Below are 19,842 nucleotides of genomic sequence, written 5' to 3' on the forward strand. Positions count from 1 at the left end.
AATTTTAACATACGAAATTCACATCTATCCATAAATATCATGAAAAAGAAAAAAATAATAGTTACTTTAGGATCGATTTTACTTTTCTTATCCTGCGCAACCAACCCTTTTACGGGTAAACAAACATTGGCTTTAGTACCGAATTCTCAAATTTTACCAGCGGCTTTTGCTCAATATGATCAAGTACTAAAAGAGAGCAAAGTGCTTAAAGGTACATCGGATGCCGAAATGGTTAAACGTGTTGGTCAAAAGATTGCAAAAGCAGCAGAAAGATGGTTGAATGCAAATGGTCATCAAGGTTATTTAAATGATTATAAATGGGAGTATAATCTAATAGATGATAAAGCAGTAAATGCTTGGGCGATGCCTGGAGGGAAAATAGCTTTTTACACAGGTATCTTACCAATTGCCAAAACTGAAACAGGAGTTGCTGCTATTATGGGGCATGAAGTAGTGCATGCAATTGCTAATCATGGACAGCAACGTATGAGTGCTGGGCAAATCCAGCAAGTTGCAGGTGTTGCTACGGCAGTTGCTGTTAGTGGTCAAAATGAACAAACACAGCAAATAGTCGGACAAGCTTTTGGTTTAGGAAGCCAATTTGGAGTTATGTTACCATTTAGCAGAAGTCATGAAACTGAAGCCGATAAAATTGGATTGACGTTAATGGCTATCGCCGGATACAATCCAGACGAGGCAGCAGAGCTTTGGAAACGTATGAAAGCTAACAGTGGAGGACAAGCACCACCAGAGTTTATGAGTACGCATCCATCAAACGATACACGTATCGCCAATCTTAAGGCTTGGGCGCCCGCTGCTAAAGCAGAAGCAAGGAAATTTGGAGTGACTAGCTTTAAATAATTGTAAATTTTCAAAACTTAAAAAGATTATACCTATTTTAGAAGCTGTTCTGGAACAATCCAGAACAGCTTTTTTTAATTCTAGAATATGCGAGAAACATTACCTAAAGGGAATAGAAAATTGTTAAATGCCTGGGCTTTTTATGATTGGGCAAATTCTGTATATAGTTTAACCATTGCATCCGCAATATTCCCTATTTTTTGGGGTGCTTTAACGATTGTAAGAGATACTGATGATAAAATTATTAGTGATACCGTTAATTTTCTCGGTATTAATTTTAATAATGATTCTCTAATAAGCTATGTAACAGCATTGGCTTTTTTAGTCGTATCCATTCTTAGTCCCTTGTTATCAGGAATCGCAGATTATATAGGTAATAAAAAGAGTTTCTTAAAATTTTTCTGTTATCTCGGAGCATTGTCTTGTATTGGTTTATACTGGTTTAATATGGAACATCTTTGGTTTGGACTATTATGCTATTTTTTAGCATTAATTGGTTTCTGGGCAAGTTTGGTGTTTTATAATTCTTATCTGCCGGATATCGCGTTTCCAGAACAACAAGATGCTATTAGTGCAAAGGGGTATTCTCTAGGATATGTTGGTAGTGTTATTCTTTTGATAGTAAATCTAGTAATGATATTCTTTTATGACACCTTTGGTTTTGAGAATGAAGGAGTTCCAACTAGATTATCTTTTGTAATGGTAGGAGTATGGTGGATAGGATTTAGTCAATACACATACTACTATTTACCAAAAGGAAATAAAAAGGATAAGCTTACCAAAGATGTTGTTTTTAATGGTTTTAAGGAGCTAAAAAGTATATGGAATGCTATGCAGCATGACCTTAGACTTCGTAGATATCTTTCAGCATTTTTTGTGTATAGTATGGCAGTACAGACTATTATGCTAATTGCCACGTATTTCGGAATTGAAGAATTAGATTGGGGAGATCAGGATGCGACTACGGGATTAATTATTAGTATTTTATTGATTCAGTTGGTAGCTGTTTTGGGAGCCTTTCTTACTTCAATAGCTTCTGCAAAATTTGGAAACATAAAGGTTTTGATTTTTATTAACTTTATTTGGATAGGAATATGTGTATTTGCATATACAATAACGGTTCCGGGCCAATTTTATATAACTGCTGCAATTGTAGGTTTAGTAATGGGTGGAATTCAATCCTTGTCCAGATCAACGTATTCGAAGTTTTTACCAGAAAATGCAGTAGATACTGCTTCCTATTTTAGTTTTTATGATGTTGCTGAGAAAATAGGAATTGTTATTGGTATGTTTTCATATGGTTTAGTTGCTCAGCTTACGGGAAGTATTAGATATTCCATACTTTTCTTAATCTTATTTTTTGTGATTGGACTTCTATTACTTTTCAGAGTGCCAAAAGAACAAGAATAACTTCTATAAAATTTCATGATGATACTAACTTCATACTGTTAAATTCTGTTAACAGTATGAAGTTAATATATGATAATATCCTTTATTTCGTTATTGAAGTTGTATATCTTACATATATAACCATTAAACCCAAAATCTAACAATGATAGTATACAATCTCCGGATGATATTTATCTAAAATCTTTGCATTTTATCTAATTTATCGAAATATTTTCAATGTATTTTTAACACAGAATGTTCAACTATGATGATATTTGAATATTGATTTTTCAACCAATTTTACACATATAAATATAAAATCAACCATGAAAAAACTGATCTTATTACTTGCAGTTATTCTGCTAGCTTCGTGTTCTGCCAGTCAGAAAACTATTATCGCCGCAAAAAAAACACTAAAAGGAGAGTGGTCGCTGGATAAGATATCCTATGACCGTTCAGGAATTTTTGAAGTTACTTTGTATAATGATGCTTCTGCAGAATGTCTTACCGGGGGTGTATGGAAATTTATTCCTAATAATAATACTGGTAAGTATACTGTAAATGATAGTCAATGTACTTCTACAGGAGCTAGAAATTTTAGATTCACGATTCCTGAACCATCAGAGAATGGGGATTATAGCTTTCTTTTTAAACCCACAGACGAGAAGAAAAGAAGTACCAATAACAACAAAGGGTATCGAATGACTCTAAAACATCTGGATGATACAACAATGACCTGGACCCAAACCGTAAGTCTAGAAGGAAAACCGTTTGTAATCACAATGAATTTTAATAAACTATAATAACTCAAATCTTTACACGATGATCAAATCAAATTTTAATAAAATAGCTATAGTACTTACAGCATTAGTCGTTCTAAGCAGCTGTGATGCAGTGCAGAATGCAAATAACACGCAAAAGGGAGCTGTGATCGGCACAACAGCTGGAGCCGTTCTTGGTGGCGTGCTTGGAAATAATATCGGAAACAAGGAAAATTCAGTATTAGGAGCTGTCATTGGTGGTGTCGTAGGTGGTGTTGCTGGTGGTGTTATCGGTAAGCAAATGGATAAACAAGCTCAGAAGATAGAAGAAGAGATTCCTGGCGCAGAAGTAACAAGGATAGGAGAAGGGATTGACATTGTATTTGATGAAAGTAGCGGAGTCTATTTTGATACTAATAAATCTAATATCAATACTAAATCTAGAGAGAATCTAAATAAATTAGTTGGTATTTTTAAGGAGTACCCTGATACTAATATTATTGTAGAAGGACATACTGATAGTTCTGGTGATGATGCTTATAATATGGAGTTATCTAAGAAACGAGCAAATTCTGTAACCAGTTTTCTGATTTCTCAAGGTATTGATAAAAATAGATTAACAACCTATTTCCACGGAGAAACTTTACCTAAATATGATAATTCTACTGCAGAAGGTAGAGCAAAAAATAGAAGAGTAGAGTTTGGAGTATTAGCAAATGATAAAATGATAGATGATGCTAAGAAAAAAGTAGACTAAATTATAACACAAAAAATAGCTGCAAAATCCCCAACAGATCACTATTCTGTTGGGGATTTTTTGTTTTCCTATCAAACCATTACCCTGAAAACAGGGATGTTGTTTTCACTATTTATGATGTAGTTTAAGGAGTGTAATATGAAGATATTTGTAATGTAAAATTATAATAATCTCTTTAAACCAAAGCCTTGAGAACAATTTGTATAACATTAATATGCACTCTTTTATTGAGTTGTGGTGCATCAAATAAACTAACCAGAGCAGCAAAAAACTCGATTAATGGAGTTTGGGTCTTAAAAGAGGTGGACTATGATACGGATAGCAAAGGAACCTACGCCATTACTGTTCTAAACAATATTTCATTACAGTGTATAGAAAATACTAATTGGGAGTTTATTGCGAATAATAACACCGGCAGCTATGCCTTATCTGGTACATCTTGTTCAAATACTAGTGTTCAAAATTTTATCTGGTCAATTCCAAAAGAAATGTATGGGTTTAATCATAGTATTATGTTAAAGCCTGTGAATAATAAAATGAAAAGTAGCAATAACAATAAAGGCTATCGAATGCAATTGTATCAACTAGAAGAAACTATGATGATCTGGAGTTATGATATGATAGTAGATGGAGAAAAATTTACAATAAAACTAAACTTTGATAAACAATAAAACTCATTAATATTTTTAACCAATAAACATATAATACACATGAAATCACACAATATTAAAAACTCAAAGAAACTGTTATATTTAGGAGTACTATTGATAACTATGGTTAGCTGTAAGTCTATGAAGAATGCCGAGTTAGGTGGTTTCATAGGCGCTGCAGGTGGCGCTATTATAGGCGGAGTTATAGGAAACAATGTAGGAGGAGAAACTGAACTGGGAGCAGTTATAGGTGGAGTTGTTGGAGCAACTGTAGGCAGTGTTATTGGTAATCGAATGGATCAACAAGCTAAAAAAATTGAAGAAGAGATGCCGAGTGTTGCGGTGCAAAGAATTGAAGAAGACATTAATATTGTTTTTGATGAAGAAAGTGGTGTGTATTTTAATACCAATAAACATGATTTAAACGAGTCATCTAAAGAAACAATTGAAAAATTGGCAGCTATTCTTGAAGAATATCCTAATTCTAATATACTAATTGAAGGACATACTGACAATATGGGTAAGGAAGAATCAAATTTTCTGTTATCAAAATATAGAGCACAATCTGTAAGAGATTACCTTGTTCTTCAAGGAGTTGATGAAGAGAGATTTACTGTTAAGTATTATGGAGAATCACAACCTAGATATGATAATACTACTACAGAAGGTAAAACCAAAAATAGAAGGGTAGAAGTAACAATATCACCAAATGAAGAATTAAGACGACAAGCAGTTGCGCAAATAAAAGAGTAAGATATTGTAATTGAGAATGATAAATCCCGACCTAACATTCGGGATTTTTTTATGCTCAAAATTTATGTATCTTCAATAAATGAATAGTCACACACACATACTAATCATCGGTGGAGGTTTAGCCGGTCTAACCAGTGCTATTCATCTGGCTAAGGCTCAAATTTCTGTCACTCTTATCGAGAAAGATGTATATCCGAAGCATAAAGTTTGTGGAGAATATATTTCTAATGAAGTGCTATCATATCTCGATTTTTTGGGAGTGAACGTGAATGAATTGAAGCCTGTAAAAATTTCAGAATTGAATATTAGTACTCAAAAGGGAAAAATGATCAAAAGTAAACTTCCATTAGGTGGTTTTGGAATAAGTAGGTATGCATTAGATCATTATTTATGGAATAAGGCCAAAAGCTTAGGAGTACAAATGATAAATGATCAGGTTTTGGATGTAAAGTATGATCAAAAGACATTTCAGGTGCTAACTACTAACAATAATGTGTTAACCAGTGATTATGTAATTGGAGCTTATGGTAAACGTTCTGGCCTGGACAAAAACTTGAAACGAGATTTTAGTTACAAAAAATCTCCATGGTTAGCTGTAAAAGCGCATTATAAAGCTAGTTTTGATACTAAAACAGTGGCATTACACAATTTTGATGGAGGTTATTGTGGATTGTCTTTGGTTGAGAATAACACTGTAAATGCATGTTATCTGGTTAATTATAAAAGTTTTAAGAAGTATAAAAATATTAAGGAATTTGAAAATAAAGTACTTTATGAAAACCCTCATCTAAAAGACTTTTTTGAAAACTCTGAGCCAGTATTCGAGAAACCTATTACCATAAGTCAGATTAATTTTGACAAGAAAAAACCTGTAGAGAATCATATTTTTATGTTAGGAGATGCAGCAGGATTGATTCATCCCCTCTGCGGTAATGGAATGGCAATGGCAATCCAAAGTTCGCAAATTTTATGTGAGCTATTGGTTGAGAATTATTGCTCGAAAATGTATTCTTCTGATGAGATTGAAAAACTATATACTAAACAATGGAATAGCACTTTTTCTAAAAGATTAAGAGCAGGAAGAATACTGCAGAAAGTATTATTAAGCAATAGATTTCAGCAGGTAGCGCAAAAAATTGCAAATACCATTCCTTCAATTGTTCCGAAAATTATAAAACAAACACATGGAAAACCTATAGTATGCTAGTAAATCTTGAATATCGAAGCAATGAAGCAGAACTTATGGATGATCCCGAGGTTAATGAGAAAGATCTAGGAATAGCATTAGAAGATATCTCTAGAGTTAATCGATTACTTGGTGGAAATAATATTACAATAAATGCAGTTTTAGATGAAATAAAAAAAAGACAGAGTACAAAGAAATTGGTGATTATGGACTTAGGTTGTGGTGATGGTGAAATGCTTAGAAAATTAGCCGATAGTTTTAATAAAAAAGAAATAAAAGCAAGGTTAATTGGAATCGATAATAACGAAAAATGCCTGTTACAAGCAAGAGAATTAAGTGCTTCACATAACGAGATAGAATTCCATAATAAGAATATTTTAACATTAGAAAAAGAAGATTTTCATTGTGATATCATCATTTGTACACTAACATTACATCATTTTAAGGATGAAGAAATAAAAAGAGTGCTTAGGAAGAGTTTGGAGCTGGTTTCTGAAGCGGTAATTATTAATGATATCCATAGAAACAAGTGGTCCTATTATTTATTCAAAATATTTAGCTACTTTTTTATCAAAGGATATATAGCTAAAAATGATGGATTAGTATCTGTAAAAAGAGGTTTCAAAAGAAAAGAATTAATACGTTTTGCAAAAGAATTAAAATTGAATGTGTATCAATTGGATTGGAAATGGGCGTTTAGATATCGTTGGGTAATTAGAAATTAAAAAATAAAGGGAAACAAATTGAGTGTAAAAATAATAACGGTTGCTAAACAGTTGCCAAAATATGTTAGAGATACAAAGGAAATACTTCCTTTTGTATCTCAATGGCTTACAGGTCAGGAAGACCGTTTTAGACGAAAGGTTCTTAAGATTTTTGAAAATGCCGCTGTAGATAGGCGATATGGGATCATGAGTATCGAAGAAGTTTTTACTGCAACTTCTTTTGAGGAAAAGAATGACATCCATATTCGCGAAGTAAAAAAATTAGGAAACTCTGTAGTCAAGAAAGCTTTGAATCAGGCAGATTGGGATCCAAAATCACTAGATTATATTATCACAGTAAGCTGTACCGGAATTATGATTCCGTCTTTGGATGCATATATTATTAATGAATTAGGTCTTAGACAAGATATTGTAAGATTGCCTGTTACCGAAATGGGATGTGCCGCGGGAGTATCAGGGATGATCTATGCTAAAAACTTTCTACAAGCGAATCCAGGTAAAAGAGCTGCAGTAATTGCAATTGAATCACCAACTGCAACGTTTCAGCATACTGATTTTAGTATGGTAAATATTGTAAGTGCTGCTATTTTTGGAGATGGGGCCGCTTGTGTGTTGCTTTCTTCAGAAGAAGAGGCTAGTGGCCCTACAATCATTGCCGACGAAATGTACCATTTTTATGATGCAACGACAATGATGGGATTTAAATTGACAAATGGCGGATTACAAATGGTGTTGGATAAAGAGGTTCCTGAAAAGATAGCAAGACATTTTCCAGATATAATACATTCTTTTTTACAAAAACATGGAAAAACAATAGAAGAAATTGATCATCTAATTTTTCATCCTGGTGGTAAAAAGATTGTGCAGACTGTAGAAGGGCTTTTTGGAGATCTTGGTAAGAATATTGATGATACCAAGGCTGTATTGCAAGAATATGGGAATATGAGTAGCGCTACTGTTCTATACGTATTAGAGCGTTTTATGAATAAAAAGCCGACTAAAGGAGAAACAGGTCTTATGCTTAGTTTTGGTCCCGGATTCTCTGCACAAAGAATATTATTAGAGTGGTAAAATATAAAGTAGATTTAATTAGTATTAACTAAAACTATACAAAAATGAAGAATGTATTGATTTGTATTATTTTATTTACAATCTCAGCTTCTGCTTGTTCAAAAAACGATGATTCGCCTATAGAAACTGATATTTCAATACCATCTGCTAATGCTGATGTTACGAACGTTTCTGTGACTGGAGAAGAGAATAATTATACGTTTAGTGTAGAAATAAAGAGCCCAGATTTAGGATGTAACCAATATGCAGATTGGTGGGAAATCGTTTCTGAAGATGGAACGCTACTCTATCGGAGAATATTAGGGCATAGCCACGTAAACGAACAACCTTTTATAAGATCCGGCGGTCCTGTGAATATTGCTAAGGATAAGATAGTATATATCAGAGCACATATGAATAATCAAGGATATGGAAATGTAGTATTTAAAGGAAGTGTGTCTGTGGGATTTAGTCAGGAAACGTTAGAAACTACCTTTGCAAGTGAATTAGAAACGACAGCACCATTACCAAATGGATGTGCTTTTTAAAAAAAATAAAGACTTTGACAAAAGAACAAATCATAGAAAAATTACCGTATGAAACTCCCTTTTTGTTTGTAGATGAAATTATAGAGGTAGATGAGGATGGTATAAAAGGGAGCTATACATTAAAGCCTGATGAATATTTTTATCAAGGTCATTTTAAAGATCATCCTATTACGCCAGGTGTTATTTTAACAGAGATTATGGCTCAGATTGGCTTAGTGTGTTTAGGAATATTCACTCTAAAAGAACAAATAGATAAAAACACAATTGGAGTTGCTATGAGCAGTACGACAATCAATTTTTATAAATCTGTTCTACCAGGAGAAAAGGTATTAGTGAAATCAGAAAAGGAATATTTTAGGTTCAATAAACTGAAATGTAAAGTTGAAATGTTTAATGAGGAACAAAAATTAATTGCAAAAGGAGAAATTGCTGGAATGATTGTTTAAAATAGTTGGTTTATGAGTTTTAGATATTCAATAGTTAAATTAGTACTTAAGCTGAAAGGTATAAAAAAATCTTGGTCAGAAGATCCTATTTATATCAAAAAGAGAAAAGAAAATATTCATGTTGCTAATAAAGTTTCGGGAAGCATTGTACAGCTAATTGAGCATGAAAATAAGTTTAGAAAAATAATTAATATCATTAATTCTTCTAAATCTTATGGATAAAAAACGAGTCGTCATAACAGGCTTAGGTGTGGTTGCACCGAATGGAATGAACGTTTCAGATTTTAGCAATGCGATCAAAACAGGCACATCTGGCATACAATATATAGATGAATTAAATCAACTTAAGTTTTCTTGTCAAATTGCTGGAAAACCATCGTATACAAATGATTATTTAAATAATTACTTTAATACTGTCCAGCTAAAAGGATTGAATGCTTCAGGCATAGAATATGGTGTAATCGCTGGATTAGATGCGTGGAAAGATGCTGGATTAACAATCCCGGATAAAACAGAAAATCCACTTTGGGATGCAGGAATTATATTCGGAACTGGAGTATTGGGAGTTGATAAGTTTAGAGAAGCAATTTATAAAGTCGACGCTGGAAACGTAAGAAGGTTAGGCAGTACTTCGGTTATACAAACAATGGCAAGTGGTATTAGTGCCTTTTTAGGCGGAATGCTAGGCTGCGGAAATATTACTACAACTAATTCATCTGCTTGCAGTACGGGTACGGAAGCTATCTTAATGGCATATGATCGTGTTGTATCCGGTAAAGCAGAAATAATATTAGCAGGCAGTACCAGTGATAGTGGCCCATATGTTTGGGGAGGTTTTGATGCGATGAGAATTCTTCCTCATAAATACAATGATAATCCTACAGCAGCTTCAAGACCAATGAGTGCAACAGCCAGTGGTTTTGTGCCAGGAAGTGGAGCAGGAGCGCTCGTTGTAGAAAGTTTGGAAAATGCTCAGAAACGTGGAGCTACCATGTATGCGGAAATATTAGGAGGACATGTAAACAGTGGTGGTCAGCGAAATGGTGGTAGTATGACCGCTCCCAATAGTATAGCCGTAAAAGAATGCATCAGACAAGCAGTTATAAATTCTGGAATTGAAACAAATGATATCGATACGATCAATGGTCATTTAACTGCTACCACTAAAGATGCTACGGAAATTGAGAATTGGTGTGATGCATTGGGTAGAAAAGGAAAAGATTTTCCGTACATAAATTCATTAAAAAGCCTTGTGGGTCATTGCCTTGCAGCATCCGGTAGTATAGAAAGTGTTGCTACAGTACTTCAATTAAAAGAAGACTTTGTTTTTGGAAATATTAACTGCGAAGATTTACATCCGGAAATTGCAGCTATGGTAGACAGAGAACGGATTCCTAGTAAAACTATAACTAAACCTCTTCAAATTGCAGCAAAAGCTAGTTTTGGATTTGGAGATGTAAATGCTTGTATTATATTTAAAAAATATTCATAATCAAAATTTCATGACAAAAGAAGAATTACTATCTAAATTAAAAACTATTATAGAACCTTATGTGCAGAACCAGGAAGGATTGCAAAATATGTCTGAAGACACCAACTTCATAGAGGATTTAGAGATTAACTCTGCTAACTTGGTGGATGTGATTCTAGATGTTGAAGATGAATTTGGTATCGAGATAGATAATGATGGCATGGATAAGATGCTTACAGTAAAGGCATCCATAGAGGTAATTCAAGATAAATTAGCGGCTAAATGATTGGTAACGATATAGTAGACCTTAGACTTGCTTCTGTACAAAGTAATTGGAGGAGAAAAGGTTGGTTGCAAAAAATCTTTGCTGAATCAGAACAAAATAGGATTTGGGATGCAGAAGATTCCAATCATATGGTATGGAAGTTATGGAGCATGAAAGAAGCTGCATACAAGGCGCATCAACGGCTTTTTTCGCTGTCACCTAAATACAATCCATATGATTTTATTTGTACAGATTCTAACGTGACAGTGCATAATTATAGCTATCAAACTGTCTCAAAACAAACAGAAAACTACGTTTATACGATTGCATATAGGGATCAAACGAATTTTGTTTCAAAAGTATTTACTGATAAATCATTACAGTACAAAAATAAACTTGTGTACTATATTGCCAATATAATGGATGTGAATTTATCTGCTGTAACTTTACAAAAGGATAGAAATGGTATTCCTTGCGTCAAAATTCATAATAAAATAACGGATATAGCTATTTCTTTGTCTAGTCATGGATCGTTTTCGGCTTTTACAGTTGATTTATAATTCTGAAAGTATTTTCTAATTTCTTTCCTTTCTTATTTAAACACGGATTATACGTTATGACTTCCTCGTGAGGCTTTGGCATACAATAAATAATGTGGTTTTCTTAATTTCAGCGTAAGTATCGCTACAGTTAAATTAAAAAATCTAACGAAGTGTCAGGATTTGTAGTAGCTCAAAGATATTACAGATTTTCTAACACATAATTTGGGTTAAAAAGAATAAGGGGTATTGCCCTAATAAAATACCGTATTTATACCCTTACATAGTTTATGAATAGCGTGTATATTTGTTTAAGGGAAAATGAATACACAAAAAACAACTCAAAATGATTACGCAATTAATAACTAAAGGGGAAGAAAAACGTAATGACAAAATTAAAATTACACGTTTAAGAGAAATCAATATTGTAAATACTGGACTTATAACAACTTCAGAAAGATTAGCAAAAGCATATAGTATGAATTTATAATAATTCTACTTCAAAATGGGAAAATCAAACACAATATTTAGTTTGTTTTTCTCCCTCTCATCGTGGATATTAACACCAAAATCACTGGTGTGAATAGTAGTTTTACCCAAGAAGTTTTTGGTAATATCTAGAGTGAAATTAATAATAATTTCTTTAGTAACGCCTTTGATAGTAAGGTCTCCTATTACTTTATAATTATTATCGCCGAAATGAACTACTTCTTTGCTTTCAAAAGCTATTTTGGGGTGCTTCTTTTTATAAAAAAACTTTTCCCACATCAGATGACCATCTCTTAAGAAGTTATCTGTGTCTAACGTGTTTACAAGAGCAGTTCCCTTAAAATAAGCATTATCAGGATCTTCTGGATTAAAAGATATCTTGAAATCCAAACCGCTGATTGTTCCATTAGTCTCTTCAGAAACAAAATCAAAAGAAATTTTGGCATTTTTCTTATCAAACTCTAATTTAATAACATCGTTGATTAAAGCATCTTCGTGGCCAACATAACCATCAGATACATTAGTGATATCAGAAGGTGAAGCCGGAAATTGTCCATATCCAAAAGGAATCAATAAGAGTAAAAAAAGAATTAAATTAACGTAGGTTTTCATAATATATATTGTTTTATAGATATACCGAGAATCAAGAATCGTTCCAACTGCTTTAGCAAATCGACGATCGTAAAATAGATGAAAATCGAGTAAATAATTATAATTTGATGTTAACGTTTCTACGAAATTCTAAAAAAAAATCTAACTTAGAAAGGAAATTGATTGTCAATCAGGTAACTAAGCCATAAAATTTTAAATATGGAAAATCAAAAAAAACAGAAATCCTGGTCAAAAAGAAAGTTTGCGGATTTCCAAAACAAGTATCGTCGATCTTCTAATTTCGGGTATGGATCCAAGAGAGATAAATTTGCTATCGCAGGTAATGGTGAACTATCCGTTTCCGGAAACAAGAATACAGGTGATAAGGATGCTACCAGCTAAAAGCTATTGTTTCACTTTTCTCATGGAAGCTTTTAGATATAGTAGAATCCCAATAGAAATTGCTGCACAAATCGAGAAACCTAAAAATAACGGTAGCGCAGTATTTTCAACATATCTTCCTATGTAAGTACTGATAGGAACGGCCATTATTGTGCTTATAAATCCCGTTAATGCGGCTGCTATTCCTGCAATATGGCCTACTGGTTCCATAGCCAAAGCTCTTAAGTTTCCGAATAAAAATCCTATCGAAAAAAATTGCAATCCAAAGAAAATCAACAGTATAACTACACTAGGGTTTGTATCTCCATAAAACAAGACAATATATAATAATGAAATACCAAAGAATGCGTATAATGAAATAGAAACTAGTTTTTCCATTCCATATTTTAGGACCAATGTGCCATTCAAAAAAGTAGCAGTACCAATAGAGATTGCCAATAATGCAAAAATATAGGGGAACTCATCTTTGAGCTGATATTGCTGTTCAAAAATTTGTTGAGAGCTACTAAGGTACACCAAAAAAGAACCTACTATAAAACCAGAAATAAGGGTGTAACCGATGGTGTTTTTATACTTTGCTAATTCTTTAACTCCATCTATAAAAATATGAGAAGAAAACTTAATTCGTTTAGAAATTTCTAAGGTTTCGGTTTGTCGTTTCCAAAACCAAAAGGATACTAATCCACTAAATACTAACTGAATATAAAATATTGCTTGCCAATTATAATGATCTAATACGGATTTTCCTAAAGCTGGAGCAATGATAGGAACTAAAATAAAAACCACAGTGATAAATGACATGATACGCGCCATATAATCACCACTATAAATATCTCGAATCATAGCAATAGCAATCGTTCTGGGAGCAGAAAGTCCAATACCTTGTAGAACTCTTCCAGCTATCATTACGCTAAGACTAGTAGCGTTAATACACATAAAACTAGCAATAATAAAGAGTGTAAAACCCATATAAACTACAGGTTTTCTGCCAATACTATCCGAAATAGGACCGAAAATAAGCGGACCTATACCAAGACCTAAAAAAATCATAGTAATCAATAATTGATTGTCCGCTAATTCGGTTGTACCAATATTAATTCCTATAATATCTAATGCAGGTAATAGTGCATCAATCGCCAAAGCCACAATAGACATCAACGACGCCATTAGTACAATAAATTCTAACTGTGCGTATTTCTTTTTGAGCATCCGGCAAAAGTAGCTCATTTAGCAATACAGTCTAATATTCATCATTGCTATTTAACCTTTATTTAGTAGCTGAGTTTAGGTCGATACTTCTTTAGAATTCGTAAGTGGTTTTTTAGAATACGCTGGAAATAGAGCCTCCTACAATTCCAAAACTTACAAAAATAGAGATGACCAATGCAATATTGAAGAATAAAATTCGTAAATTACGGTATAGAAATTGATAGTTAAACTATTGTAAAACAAAAAGATAGATAGATGAGGATTTTAGTTTTTATGTTAATCATATGCGGTATGTTGATTGGATGTAATAGTGTAAAAAAAACAATAGAACCAACTGCAAAAAGTGAAGCTTTAGAAGCAATGATTACCAAGAAGGCATTTACTATAGAATCAGATTGGTTGTATCCGCAGCCGACAGCCAGTATGAACGCTATTGCTAACAGTGGATTACTTCCTCTAGGAAGTACAACGAATAGTATTAATCTTATAGGAAATCCGAATTATGTAAAAATTTACGGAGATAGTATTGCAATGGATTTACCGTTTTATGGGGAACGACAATTAGCTGGACAATATGGTGGCAATGATGGGGGTATCGTTTTTAAAGGAATACCGGATCGGTATCAAGTAACAAAAGATGAAAAAAGACAACGACATATGATCAAGTTTTCGGTAAGGAATCATAGTGAATCTTATCGAGTGATTATTACATTATACCCTAATTGGGATAGCAGTATTACTATCAATAGCTCTCATCTAACATCAATTCGATACAGAGGAACTGTATCTGTACCAGAAACTGATGGTGCTGTCGTGATAAATTAATTGTTAGTTATTAGATTTTTTGAATCAAGTATTGGATAAGTAAACTGCTTATTTGTTAGTAAAACTCTGTTTTGAAAAGTTGCATAGCAATACATTCAAAATAGATAGTTGAACTAATCCCGCTTTTTCAGCGGGATCTCAGGTTTAATACCTCGAAACTTGCTTCGGAATTTTAAAACTATTTTCCATTGAATACCTTGTATGCTTGCATCGAGGTAGTTATTTGTTCATATTTAAAAAAGAAGGGAAGTAGTAGGTAAGTATTTCCTAATGCAATTTACTAGAAACTTAGAAGCTGTTCTGTAGATCCTCAATGTCTTCAATGTAAGTTTGATAAAATTCTTCTACATAAGGTCTTCTACTATTATATCCTTGCGATAAAAGTTCTTTTGATGTTTTTAGCAGAGTCAAAATTTCTGAAGGTTTTTTATTAAGAGCCCTCATCGTTTTTGCCTTCCAATAAAAAAGATCAGCATTTTTGTTATTCTTTATTCCTAAATCAAATTTTTCCAGTGCTTTTTCTAAATCACCAGTTTCAAAATAAGTAATGCCATAGTACATAAAAGCTCTACTTTCTATATAATTTAAGTCTCCGGATTTTGACTCGTGTTCAAAAAACTTTTCGAAATACTCCCGAGCTTTAGGGTATTCTTTTTTCATCATATAGGCTATACCTCTCATAAAGTCAATATTCTCGGACTGTGGATAATCTACAAAATTTGGAGTAAGCGCATCTAATTCATCAAAATCTTTAATAGCATTATCATAATCTCTATAAAAATATAAATATAAATATCCTCGATATCCTTGCCAAGACTCTGGATCAAGTGATACGGCTTTGGCATATTTCTTCATCGCCTCAGTATTGATGCCTCTTTTTACTCTAGAAGCACCCATTTCTCTATACGAATCAGAAAAAGTAGCATCCATATTTGTAGCTTCTTCAATTAAAAAATGTTCTTCGGGAGAACCTTGATAGTAGGAGCCATGCAATCCTTCTATAAACTGTTTAGCATATTTTTTTGACTCCGCTTCATCAAACTCTTTTTTATATAATTCTGGTTGTTTAGCACAAGAACTCATCAACCACAAACTACAAAGAACACTACGGTAAAATATCTTGAATCTCTCCATTTTTTAAAATAAAAGTTACATAGAAATATGAATCTCTCTTTTTGTTTCTGATGATGACTGGTTTCCATTGTTTCACACCAGAAAGAATGTCATACAAATGCGCTATTGTTTCCTTAGAGAACTGTTTCTTATTATAATCAAAATCGGCCGATTCATCAGTTACGAATTTACCGGCAATACCTTTACAGTTAATAACAAATCTAAAGGTTAAGTATCCTGATTCATTATTTAATTTGTTAGTGTCCAGTTTACTGTATATCAGCTTTTTTAGATTACCTTTTCCACCAATAAATCCTGCACGATCATTTCCGCCATTATAGTAATCAGCAATTAATTTATGAGGCAAGCAAAGAGCTAATTCTTTATCTTTATCAATAGTCTTATCAAAGTTGATGTAGCCAACACGTTGTATACCGTGTTTGGACCGTTTATCAAATTCTGAAGGTAATAGTTGTTCTACCAAAATTCTTTCTACGACATCCTTATCTGTAATAAGAGTAGATGAATACAATCCCAAATCTTGAACATAAATGCTACGAGAACGTAATTGTAGAGTATCTCTAAAGATTTTTCCAAAAGCAGTAATGTTGGCGGTATTTTGCTCTACTATTTTAGCGGGTTTGTTTTGTATGATAGTGTCTTTAATCATCGTAGTAGACTGATGAATATCTCTAGACAAAGAATCTTTATTTTTCAGATTTGCTTTATAATGAACTGTATCTTTTCCAAAGGTTGCATAAGTCATTGTTCTATCATCAGGATAGTAAGCTATTAATGTATCAGCTAAAAAATATCGTTCATAATTAATTTCTATAATATCTTTACCTTCAATTCTAAACTGTTTGGATGATTGTAATTGATAGGAAGGGCTATATCTTTCTTTACGATAGATAGAATCATTAATTTTTTCAATCAAAGAATAATCAAGAATAGTTTTTTTACTCTGTTGATTTTTTGGATAGATGTTTACGTAGTATTTGTTGATAATACCATTATTACCGCCACCTTGAGGGATAAAAAAGCGCTCAATACTGTCTGAGGTCTCATTACAGGAATAACAGATAACACATAAAAAGAATAGAAGTAATTTGTGATTCATTTAGTTCGTAATGGTTCTGCAATAAAGGTAACTTAATTTTATGAATACAAAATCAAAAACACACCGATCATAATACCGAAGAGAGGAATCAATTTTTTTCTCTTATTCTTTTCTTTAAAGACCAACCCGCCAATAACCACAGCAATTAGTATTTGACTACGTTTTATCGCAGATAATAACATAATTAGTGCCTCAGGATCTTGAAGCGCTTTAAAATAAAAATAGTCTGCGGCCTGCAGTAAAACACCAACTGCGACAATAGTCCAACGCCAGGTAAACTTTTTTCGCTTTTCTGAATTGTTAAACCACGTTAATGATAAAATCACTAACAGTATTAAAACAGTATACCAACAAAACCAAAATTGTAAGGTTTGCGGATTTAGCGTTAAACTCTGAATTAAGAATTTATCATATAAACCACTTGATGCTCCTAAAAATGTAGCGCCAATAATGGCAAATATCCATTTATTTCTTTTAAAATTGATTCCTTCTTTTTTACCTATTTTAGAGTATAGTACTACTGAAAATATGATAAGAAAAAAACCGATCCACTGCAGCAGGTTAGGTTTTTCTTGGTAAATCAAAATTGCACCGATAAAAGTAAAAAAAGGTCCCGCAGAACGTATGGGTGTTACAATGGTTATTGGTAAATGTTTTAAGGCTTGATATGCCAAAACCCATGATGAAGTCATGATCATTGATTTTATAAAGATAAAACCATGAGTTTTCCAGGAGATACTAGTAATATGAAACCCTATTTCCTTAGTATATTCTGGAAAATATAGCGAACCAATAAAAAACGGAAGAAGTAATAAAAACCCTGAACCTATGGTTCCTAAAAGTACAGGAAAGACTTCATTTCCTTGTACAGCATGTTTTTTACACAGGTTATGTAATCCTAAAAAAAGTGCGGCTAATAAACCTAAATACATCCACATGCCGCGAATATAGTTTTTTAAGCTATTTTGTAATTATAATATCGAAATTATCTTTTAAAATTACCTTGAATTCCTTCTTTGTATTTTTGATTACAACCTACGTTTTATGACTATAGAATCTATTGAATTTTTAGTAAGATAGTTATATATTTGAGCCTAAAATACATGTATGTCTTTCAATAATCCATTACTGTTTTTTATTTGTGCGATAGGTGTTTTTAATGGATTTTTGGTAAGTTTTTATTTTCTTTTTTTGAGTAAACAAAAACGAGTTCAGAACCTGTTTTTCGGATTATTAGTGTTGATGCTAAGCCTTCGTATTGGTAAATCTGTATACATTATTTTTACTCCTGTTGAAGAAAAAGATTTATTAATTCCTCAGTTAGGTTTATCAGCTTGTTTCTTGATTGGAGTCTCATTGTTTTACTATTTAAAATCTTCAGTAATCAATTCGAAACAAGTTTTAAATTCCTGGAAAATACACTTTTCGATATTATTTTTAATTGTACTTGTTGTAGGTGTTCTCAAGCCTTATGAATCGAATGTATATTTTTGGCATACGTATTTTATACATTTTATTTATCTCGTTTGGGGAGTGTACCTTTTTCTTTCGGGTTATGTTTTACGATATATTTTTAAGAAAATAGCAAGTAATACTCAAAAATGCACTACTGCAGAACTTTGGTTAGTAGCTGTATTTATTGGTAATATACTTATTTTTATTGCCTATATGATTGGTTATTTCTATTTATACCTGATAGGAACGATTACTTTTTCCGTAGTATTTTATGCATTGTTATTCTTTTTTCTGTTTAAAAAAAATAGAGAAACTATTTTCCAAGATATCCCTGAAAAATATAGTGCTAAAAAGATCCATGCAAAAGAGGCACAGTTTTTAATTGAACAATTGAATACGCTCATGCAGGAAAAAGAACTATATAAAGAAAGTGATATTAAGTTACACTATGTAGCTAAGAATATACATATTTCTACCCATAAATTATCCCAATTATTAAATGATAACTTAGGAAAAAGTTTTGCATCGTTTATTAATGACCATAGAATAGAAGAAGCAAAACGATTATTAATAAGTAATAACCAGTTTACATTAGAAACTATCGGTTTTGAAGCAGGATTCTCTTCCAAATCAAACTTTTACGCTACTTTCAAGAAAGTGGTTGGTAAGACTCCTTCAGAATTTCAAAAGCAATTTTCTCAAGAATAATATTCCAATTTTATAATTCTGGACACCTAAATTATAACCTATCATTTTAAATTAATGTCATTTTAAGAGGTTTGAATAAACTTTTAAATCTTTTATTATGAAATCATATGTATTTGCATTCATACTTGTATGTATTGTTCAAATTTCTAACGCACAATCTGAAACTTCACTTATTGAAAAAACACTTCAGAACTATATTGATGGGAGTTCTTATAACAAGATCCCTCAATTAGAAAGTGCATTTACCGAAGACGCTACACTTTATCTAACCACCAAGGATGGTTTGTTTAAACGATTCACTCCTACAGAATATTCTGGTTTTTTCAAGAATAAAGCCCTTGGAACTTTTAATGGACGTTACGGAAAAATTCTGGCAATAGAAATTGTAAAAGATATAGCGACGGCGAAGGTTGAGATTTCTTTTCCAGAAAGAGGGATGTTATATATAGATCTTTTCTTACTGAAAAAGAAAAATGAAGCCTGGAAAATTATTAGCAAAACTGCCACTAGAGTTGATGAAAATAAATAA

General features: G+C 32.5%; 25 protein-coding genes. 20 read left to right on the forward strand and 5 right to left on the reverse strand.

The genetic code is table 11. The features are described from left to right. Positions 1-39: 39 nt before the first annotated feature. The 16 genes from Q0910_RS24265 to Q0910_RS24340 all read left to right on the forward strand — a co-directional run bounded on the left by Q0910_RS24265 (position 40) and on the right by Q0910_RS24340 (position 11,891). Positions 40-861, forward strand: coding sequence for a M48 family metallopeptidase (locus Q0910_RS24265; protein ID WP_299222496.1), 822 nt, complete (start codon positions 40-42; stop codon positions 859-861). Positions 862-948: 87 nt separating this feature from the next. Beyond that, complete coding sequence (locus Q0910_RS24270; RefSeq protein ID WP_299222498.1) at positions 949-2,271, forward strand: MFS transporter; 1,323 nt, start codon at positions 949-951, stop codon at positions 2,269-2,271. A gap of 305 nt (positions 2,272-2,576) precedes the next feature. Beyond that, positions 2,577-3,053, forward strand: coding sequence for a lipocalin family protein (locus Q0910_RS24275; protein ID WP_299222500.1), 477 nt, complete (start codon positions 2,577-2,579; stop codon positions 3,051-3,053). A gap of 19 nt (positions 3,054-3,072) precedes the next feature. Then, complete coding sequence (locus tag Q0910_RS24280) at positions 3,073-3,768, forward strand: OmpA family protein (RefSeq protein ID WP_299222502.1); 696 nt, start codon at positions 3,073-3,075, stop codon at positions 3,766-3,768. 188 nt (positions 3,769-3,956) lie between these two features. After that, positions 3,957-4,439 (forward strand): lipocalin, encoded by a 483-nt coding sequence (locus tag Q0910_RS24285; RefSeq protein ID WP_299222504.1) that lies wholly within the window; start codon positions 3,957-3,959, stop codon positions 4,437-4,439. Between the two features lie 39 nt (positions 4,440-4,478). After that, entirely contained in the window at positions 4,479-5,171 is a 693-nt protein-coding gene (locus tag Q0910_RS24290) for an OmpA family protein (RefSeq protein ID WP_299222506.1), read from the forward strand. Positions 5,172-5,250: 79 nt separating this feature from the next. Continuing rightward, positions 5,251-6,378, forward strand: a complete 1,128-nt coding sequence (locus Q0910_RS24295) for an NAD(P)/FAD-dependent oxidoreductase (protein WP_299222508.1) — start codon at positions 5,251-5,253, stop codon at positions 6,376-6,378. After that, positions 6,372-7,082 carry a methyltransferase domain-containing protein gene (locus Q0910_RS24300; RefSeq protein WP_299222509.1) on the forward strand — a complete coding sequence of 237 codons (711 nt, stop codon included), beginning with the start codon at positions 6,372-6,374 and terminating at the stop codon, positions 7,080-7,082. Before Q0910_RS24295 ends, Q0910_RS24300 begins: the two co-directional genes overlap by 7 nt. A gap of 18 nt (positions 7,083-7,100) precedes the next feature. Next, on the forward strand, positions 7,101-8,153 hold the full coding sequence (locus tag Q0910_RS24305) for a type III polyketide synthase (RefSeq protein WP_299222511.1): 1,053 nt from the start codon (positions 7,101-7,103) through the stop codon (positions 8,151-8,153). Between the two features lie 44 nt (positions 8,154-8,197). Next, positions 8,198-8,680, forward strand: a complete 483-nt coding sequence (locus Q0910_RS24310) for a hypothetical protein (protein WP_299222513.1) — start codon at positions 8,198-8,200, stop codon at positions 8,678-8,680. Between the two features lie 14 nt (positions 8,681-8,694). After that, positions 8,695-9,126 (forward strand): 3-hydroxyacyl-ACP dehydratase FabZ family protein, encoded by a 432-nt coding sequence (locus Q0910_RS24315; RefSeq protein WP_299222515.1) that lies wholly within the window; start codon positions 8,695-8,697, stop codon positions 9,124-9,126. Positions 9,127-9,138: 12 nt separating this feature from the next. Then, positions 9,139-9,348 (forward strand): hypothetical protein, encoded by a 210-nt coding sequence (locus Q0910_RS24320; protein ID WP_299222517.1) that lies wholly within the window; start codon positions 9,139-9,141, stop codon positions 9,346-9,348. Beyond that, the gene (locus Q0910_RS24325) at positions 9,341-10,618 is read left to right on the forward strand and encodes a beta-ketoacyl-[acyl-carrier-protein] synthase family protein (protein ID WP_299222518.1); all 1,278 of its coding nucleotides are present in this window, start codon (positions 9,341-9,343) and stop codon (positions 10,616-10,618) included. Before Q0910_RS24320 ends, Q0910_RS24325 begins: the two co-directional genes overlap by 8 nt. 10 nt (positions 10,619-10,628) lie before the next feature. After that, positions 10,629-10,883: a phosphopantetheine-binding protein gene (locus Q0910_RS24330; protein ID WP_299222596.1), complete on the forward strand. Its 255-nt coding sequence runs from the start codon at positions 10,629-10,631 to the stop codon at positions 10,881-10,883. After that, complete coding sequence (locus Q0910_RS24335; protein ID WP_299222520.1) at positions 10,880-11,422, forward strand: 4'-phosphopantetheinyl transferase superfamily protein; 543 nt, start codon at positions 10,880-10,882, stop codon at positions 11,420-11,422. The genes Q0910_RS24330 and Q0910_RS24335 overlap by 4 nt, the downstream gene beginning before the upstream one ends. Positions 11,423-11,747: 325 nt before the next feature. After that, entirely contained in the window at positions 11,748-11,891 is a 144-nt protein-coding gene (locus tag Q0910_RS24340) for a hypothetical protein (RefSeq protein ID WP_299222522.1), read from the forward strand. Positions 11,892-11,896: 5 nt separating this feature from the next. Here Q0910_RS24340 and Q0910_RS24345 read toward each other — a convergent pair whose 3' ends face one another. Continuing rightward, on the reverse strand, positions 11,897-12,502 hold the full coding sequence (locus Q0910_RS24345) for a YceI family protein (protein WP_299222524.1): 606 nt from the start codon (positions 12,500-12,502) through the stop codon (positions 11,897-11,899). A gap of 198 nt (positions 12,503-12,700) precedes the next feature. On the opposite strand from Q0910_RS24345, the gene Q0910_RS24350 reads away from it, so the two are divergent. Further along, on the forward strand, positions 12,701-12,883 hold the full coding sequence (locus tag Q0910_RS24350; RefSeq protein WP_299222526.1) for a hypothetical protein: 183 nt from the start codon (positions 12,701-12,703) through the stop codon (positions 12,881-12,883). A gap of 3 nt (positions 12,884-12,886) precedes the next feature. On the opposite strand, the gene Q0910_RS24355 is transcribed toward Q0910_RS24350, so the two are convergent. Then, positions 12,887-14,110 carry a multidrug effflux MFS transporter gene (locus Q0910_RS24355; protein ID WP_299222528.1) on the reverse strand — a complete coding sequence of 408 codons (1,224 nt, stop codon included), beginning with the start codon at positions 14,108-14,110 and terminating at the stop codon, positions 12,887-12,889. A 237-nt stretch (positions 14,111-14,347) separates the two neighbouring features. Between Q0910_RS24355 and Q0910_RS24360 the strand changes: the two genes are divergently transcribed. Continuing rightward, positions 14,348-14,917 (forward strand): DUF4251 domain-containing protein, encoded by a 570-nt coding sequence (locus Q0910_RS24360; RefSeq protein ID WP_299222529.1) that lies wholly within the window; start codon positions 14,348-14,350, stop codon positions 14,915-14,917. Between the two features lie 288 nt (positions 14,918-15,205). Here Q0910_RS24360 and Q0910_RS24365 read toward each other — a convergent pair whose 3' ends face one another. Genes Q0910_RS24365 through Q0910_RS24375 form a run of 3 tightly spaced genes read right to left on the reverse strand, consistent with a single transcriptional unit; the run spans position 15,206 to position 18,088 of the window. Next, the gene (locus Q0910_RS24365; RefSeq protein ID WP_299222531.1) at positions 15,206-16,051 is read right to left on the reverse strand and encodes a hypothetical protein; all 846 of its coding nucleotides are present in this window, start codon (positions 16,049-16,051) and stop codon (positions 15,206-15,208) included. After that, complete coding sequence (locus Q0910_RS24370) at positions 16,023-17,150, reverse strand: hypothetical protein (RefSeq protein WP_299222532.1); 1,128 nt, start codon at positions 17,148-17,150, stop codon at positions 16,023-16,025. The genes Q0910_RS24365 and Q0910_RS24370 overlap by 29 nt, the downstream gene beginning before the upstream one ends. 38 nt (positions 17,151-17,188) lie before the next feature. Then, positions 17,189-18,088, reverse strand: coding sequence for an EamA family transporter (locus Q0910_RS24375; protein ID WP_299222533.1), 900 nt, complete (start codon positions 18,086-18,088; stop codon positions 17,189-17,191). 169 nt (positions 18,089-18,257) lie between these two features. On the opposite strand from Q0910_RS24375, the gene Q0910_RS24380 reads away from it, so the two are divergent. Both Q0910_RS24380 and Q0910_RS24385 read left to right on the forward strand, forming a co-directional pair. Next, on the forward strand, positions 18,258-19,313 hold the full coding sequence (locus Q0910_RS24380) for a helix-turn-helix domain-containing protein (RefSeq protein WP_299222534.1): 1,056 nt from the start codon (positions 18,258-18,260) through the stop codon (positions 19,311-19,313). A gap of 97 nt (positions 19,314-19,410) precedes the next feature. Continuing rightward, positions 19,411-19,842 carry a nuclear transport factor 2 family protein gene (locus Q0910_RS24385; RefSeq protein ID WP_299222535.1) on the forward strand — a complete coding sequence of 144 codons (432 nt, stop codon included), beginning with the start codon at positions 19,411-19,413 and terminating at the stop codon, positions 19,840-19,842.

It is taken from the genome of uncultured Aquimarina sp. (assembly GCF_947495315.1).
In the GTDB taxonomy this organism is placed as follows: Bacteria; Bacteroidota; Bacteroidia; order Flavobacteriales; family Flavobacteriaceae; genus Aquimarina.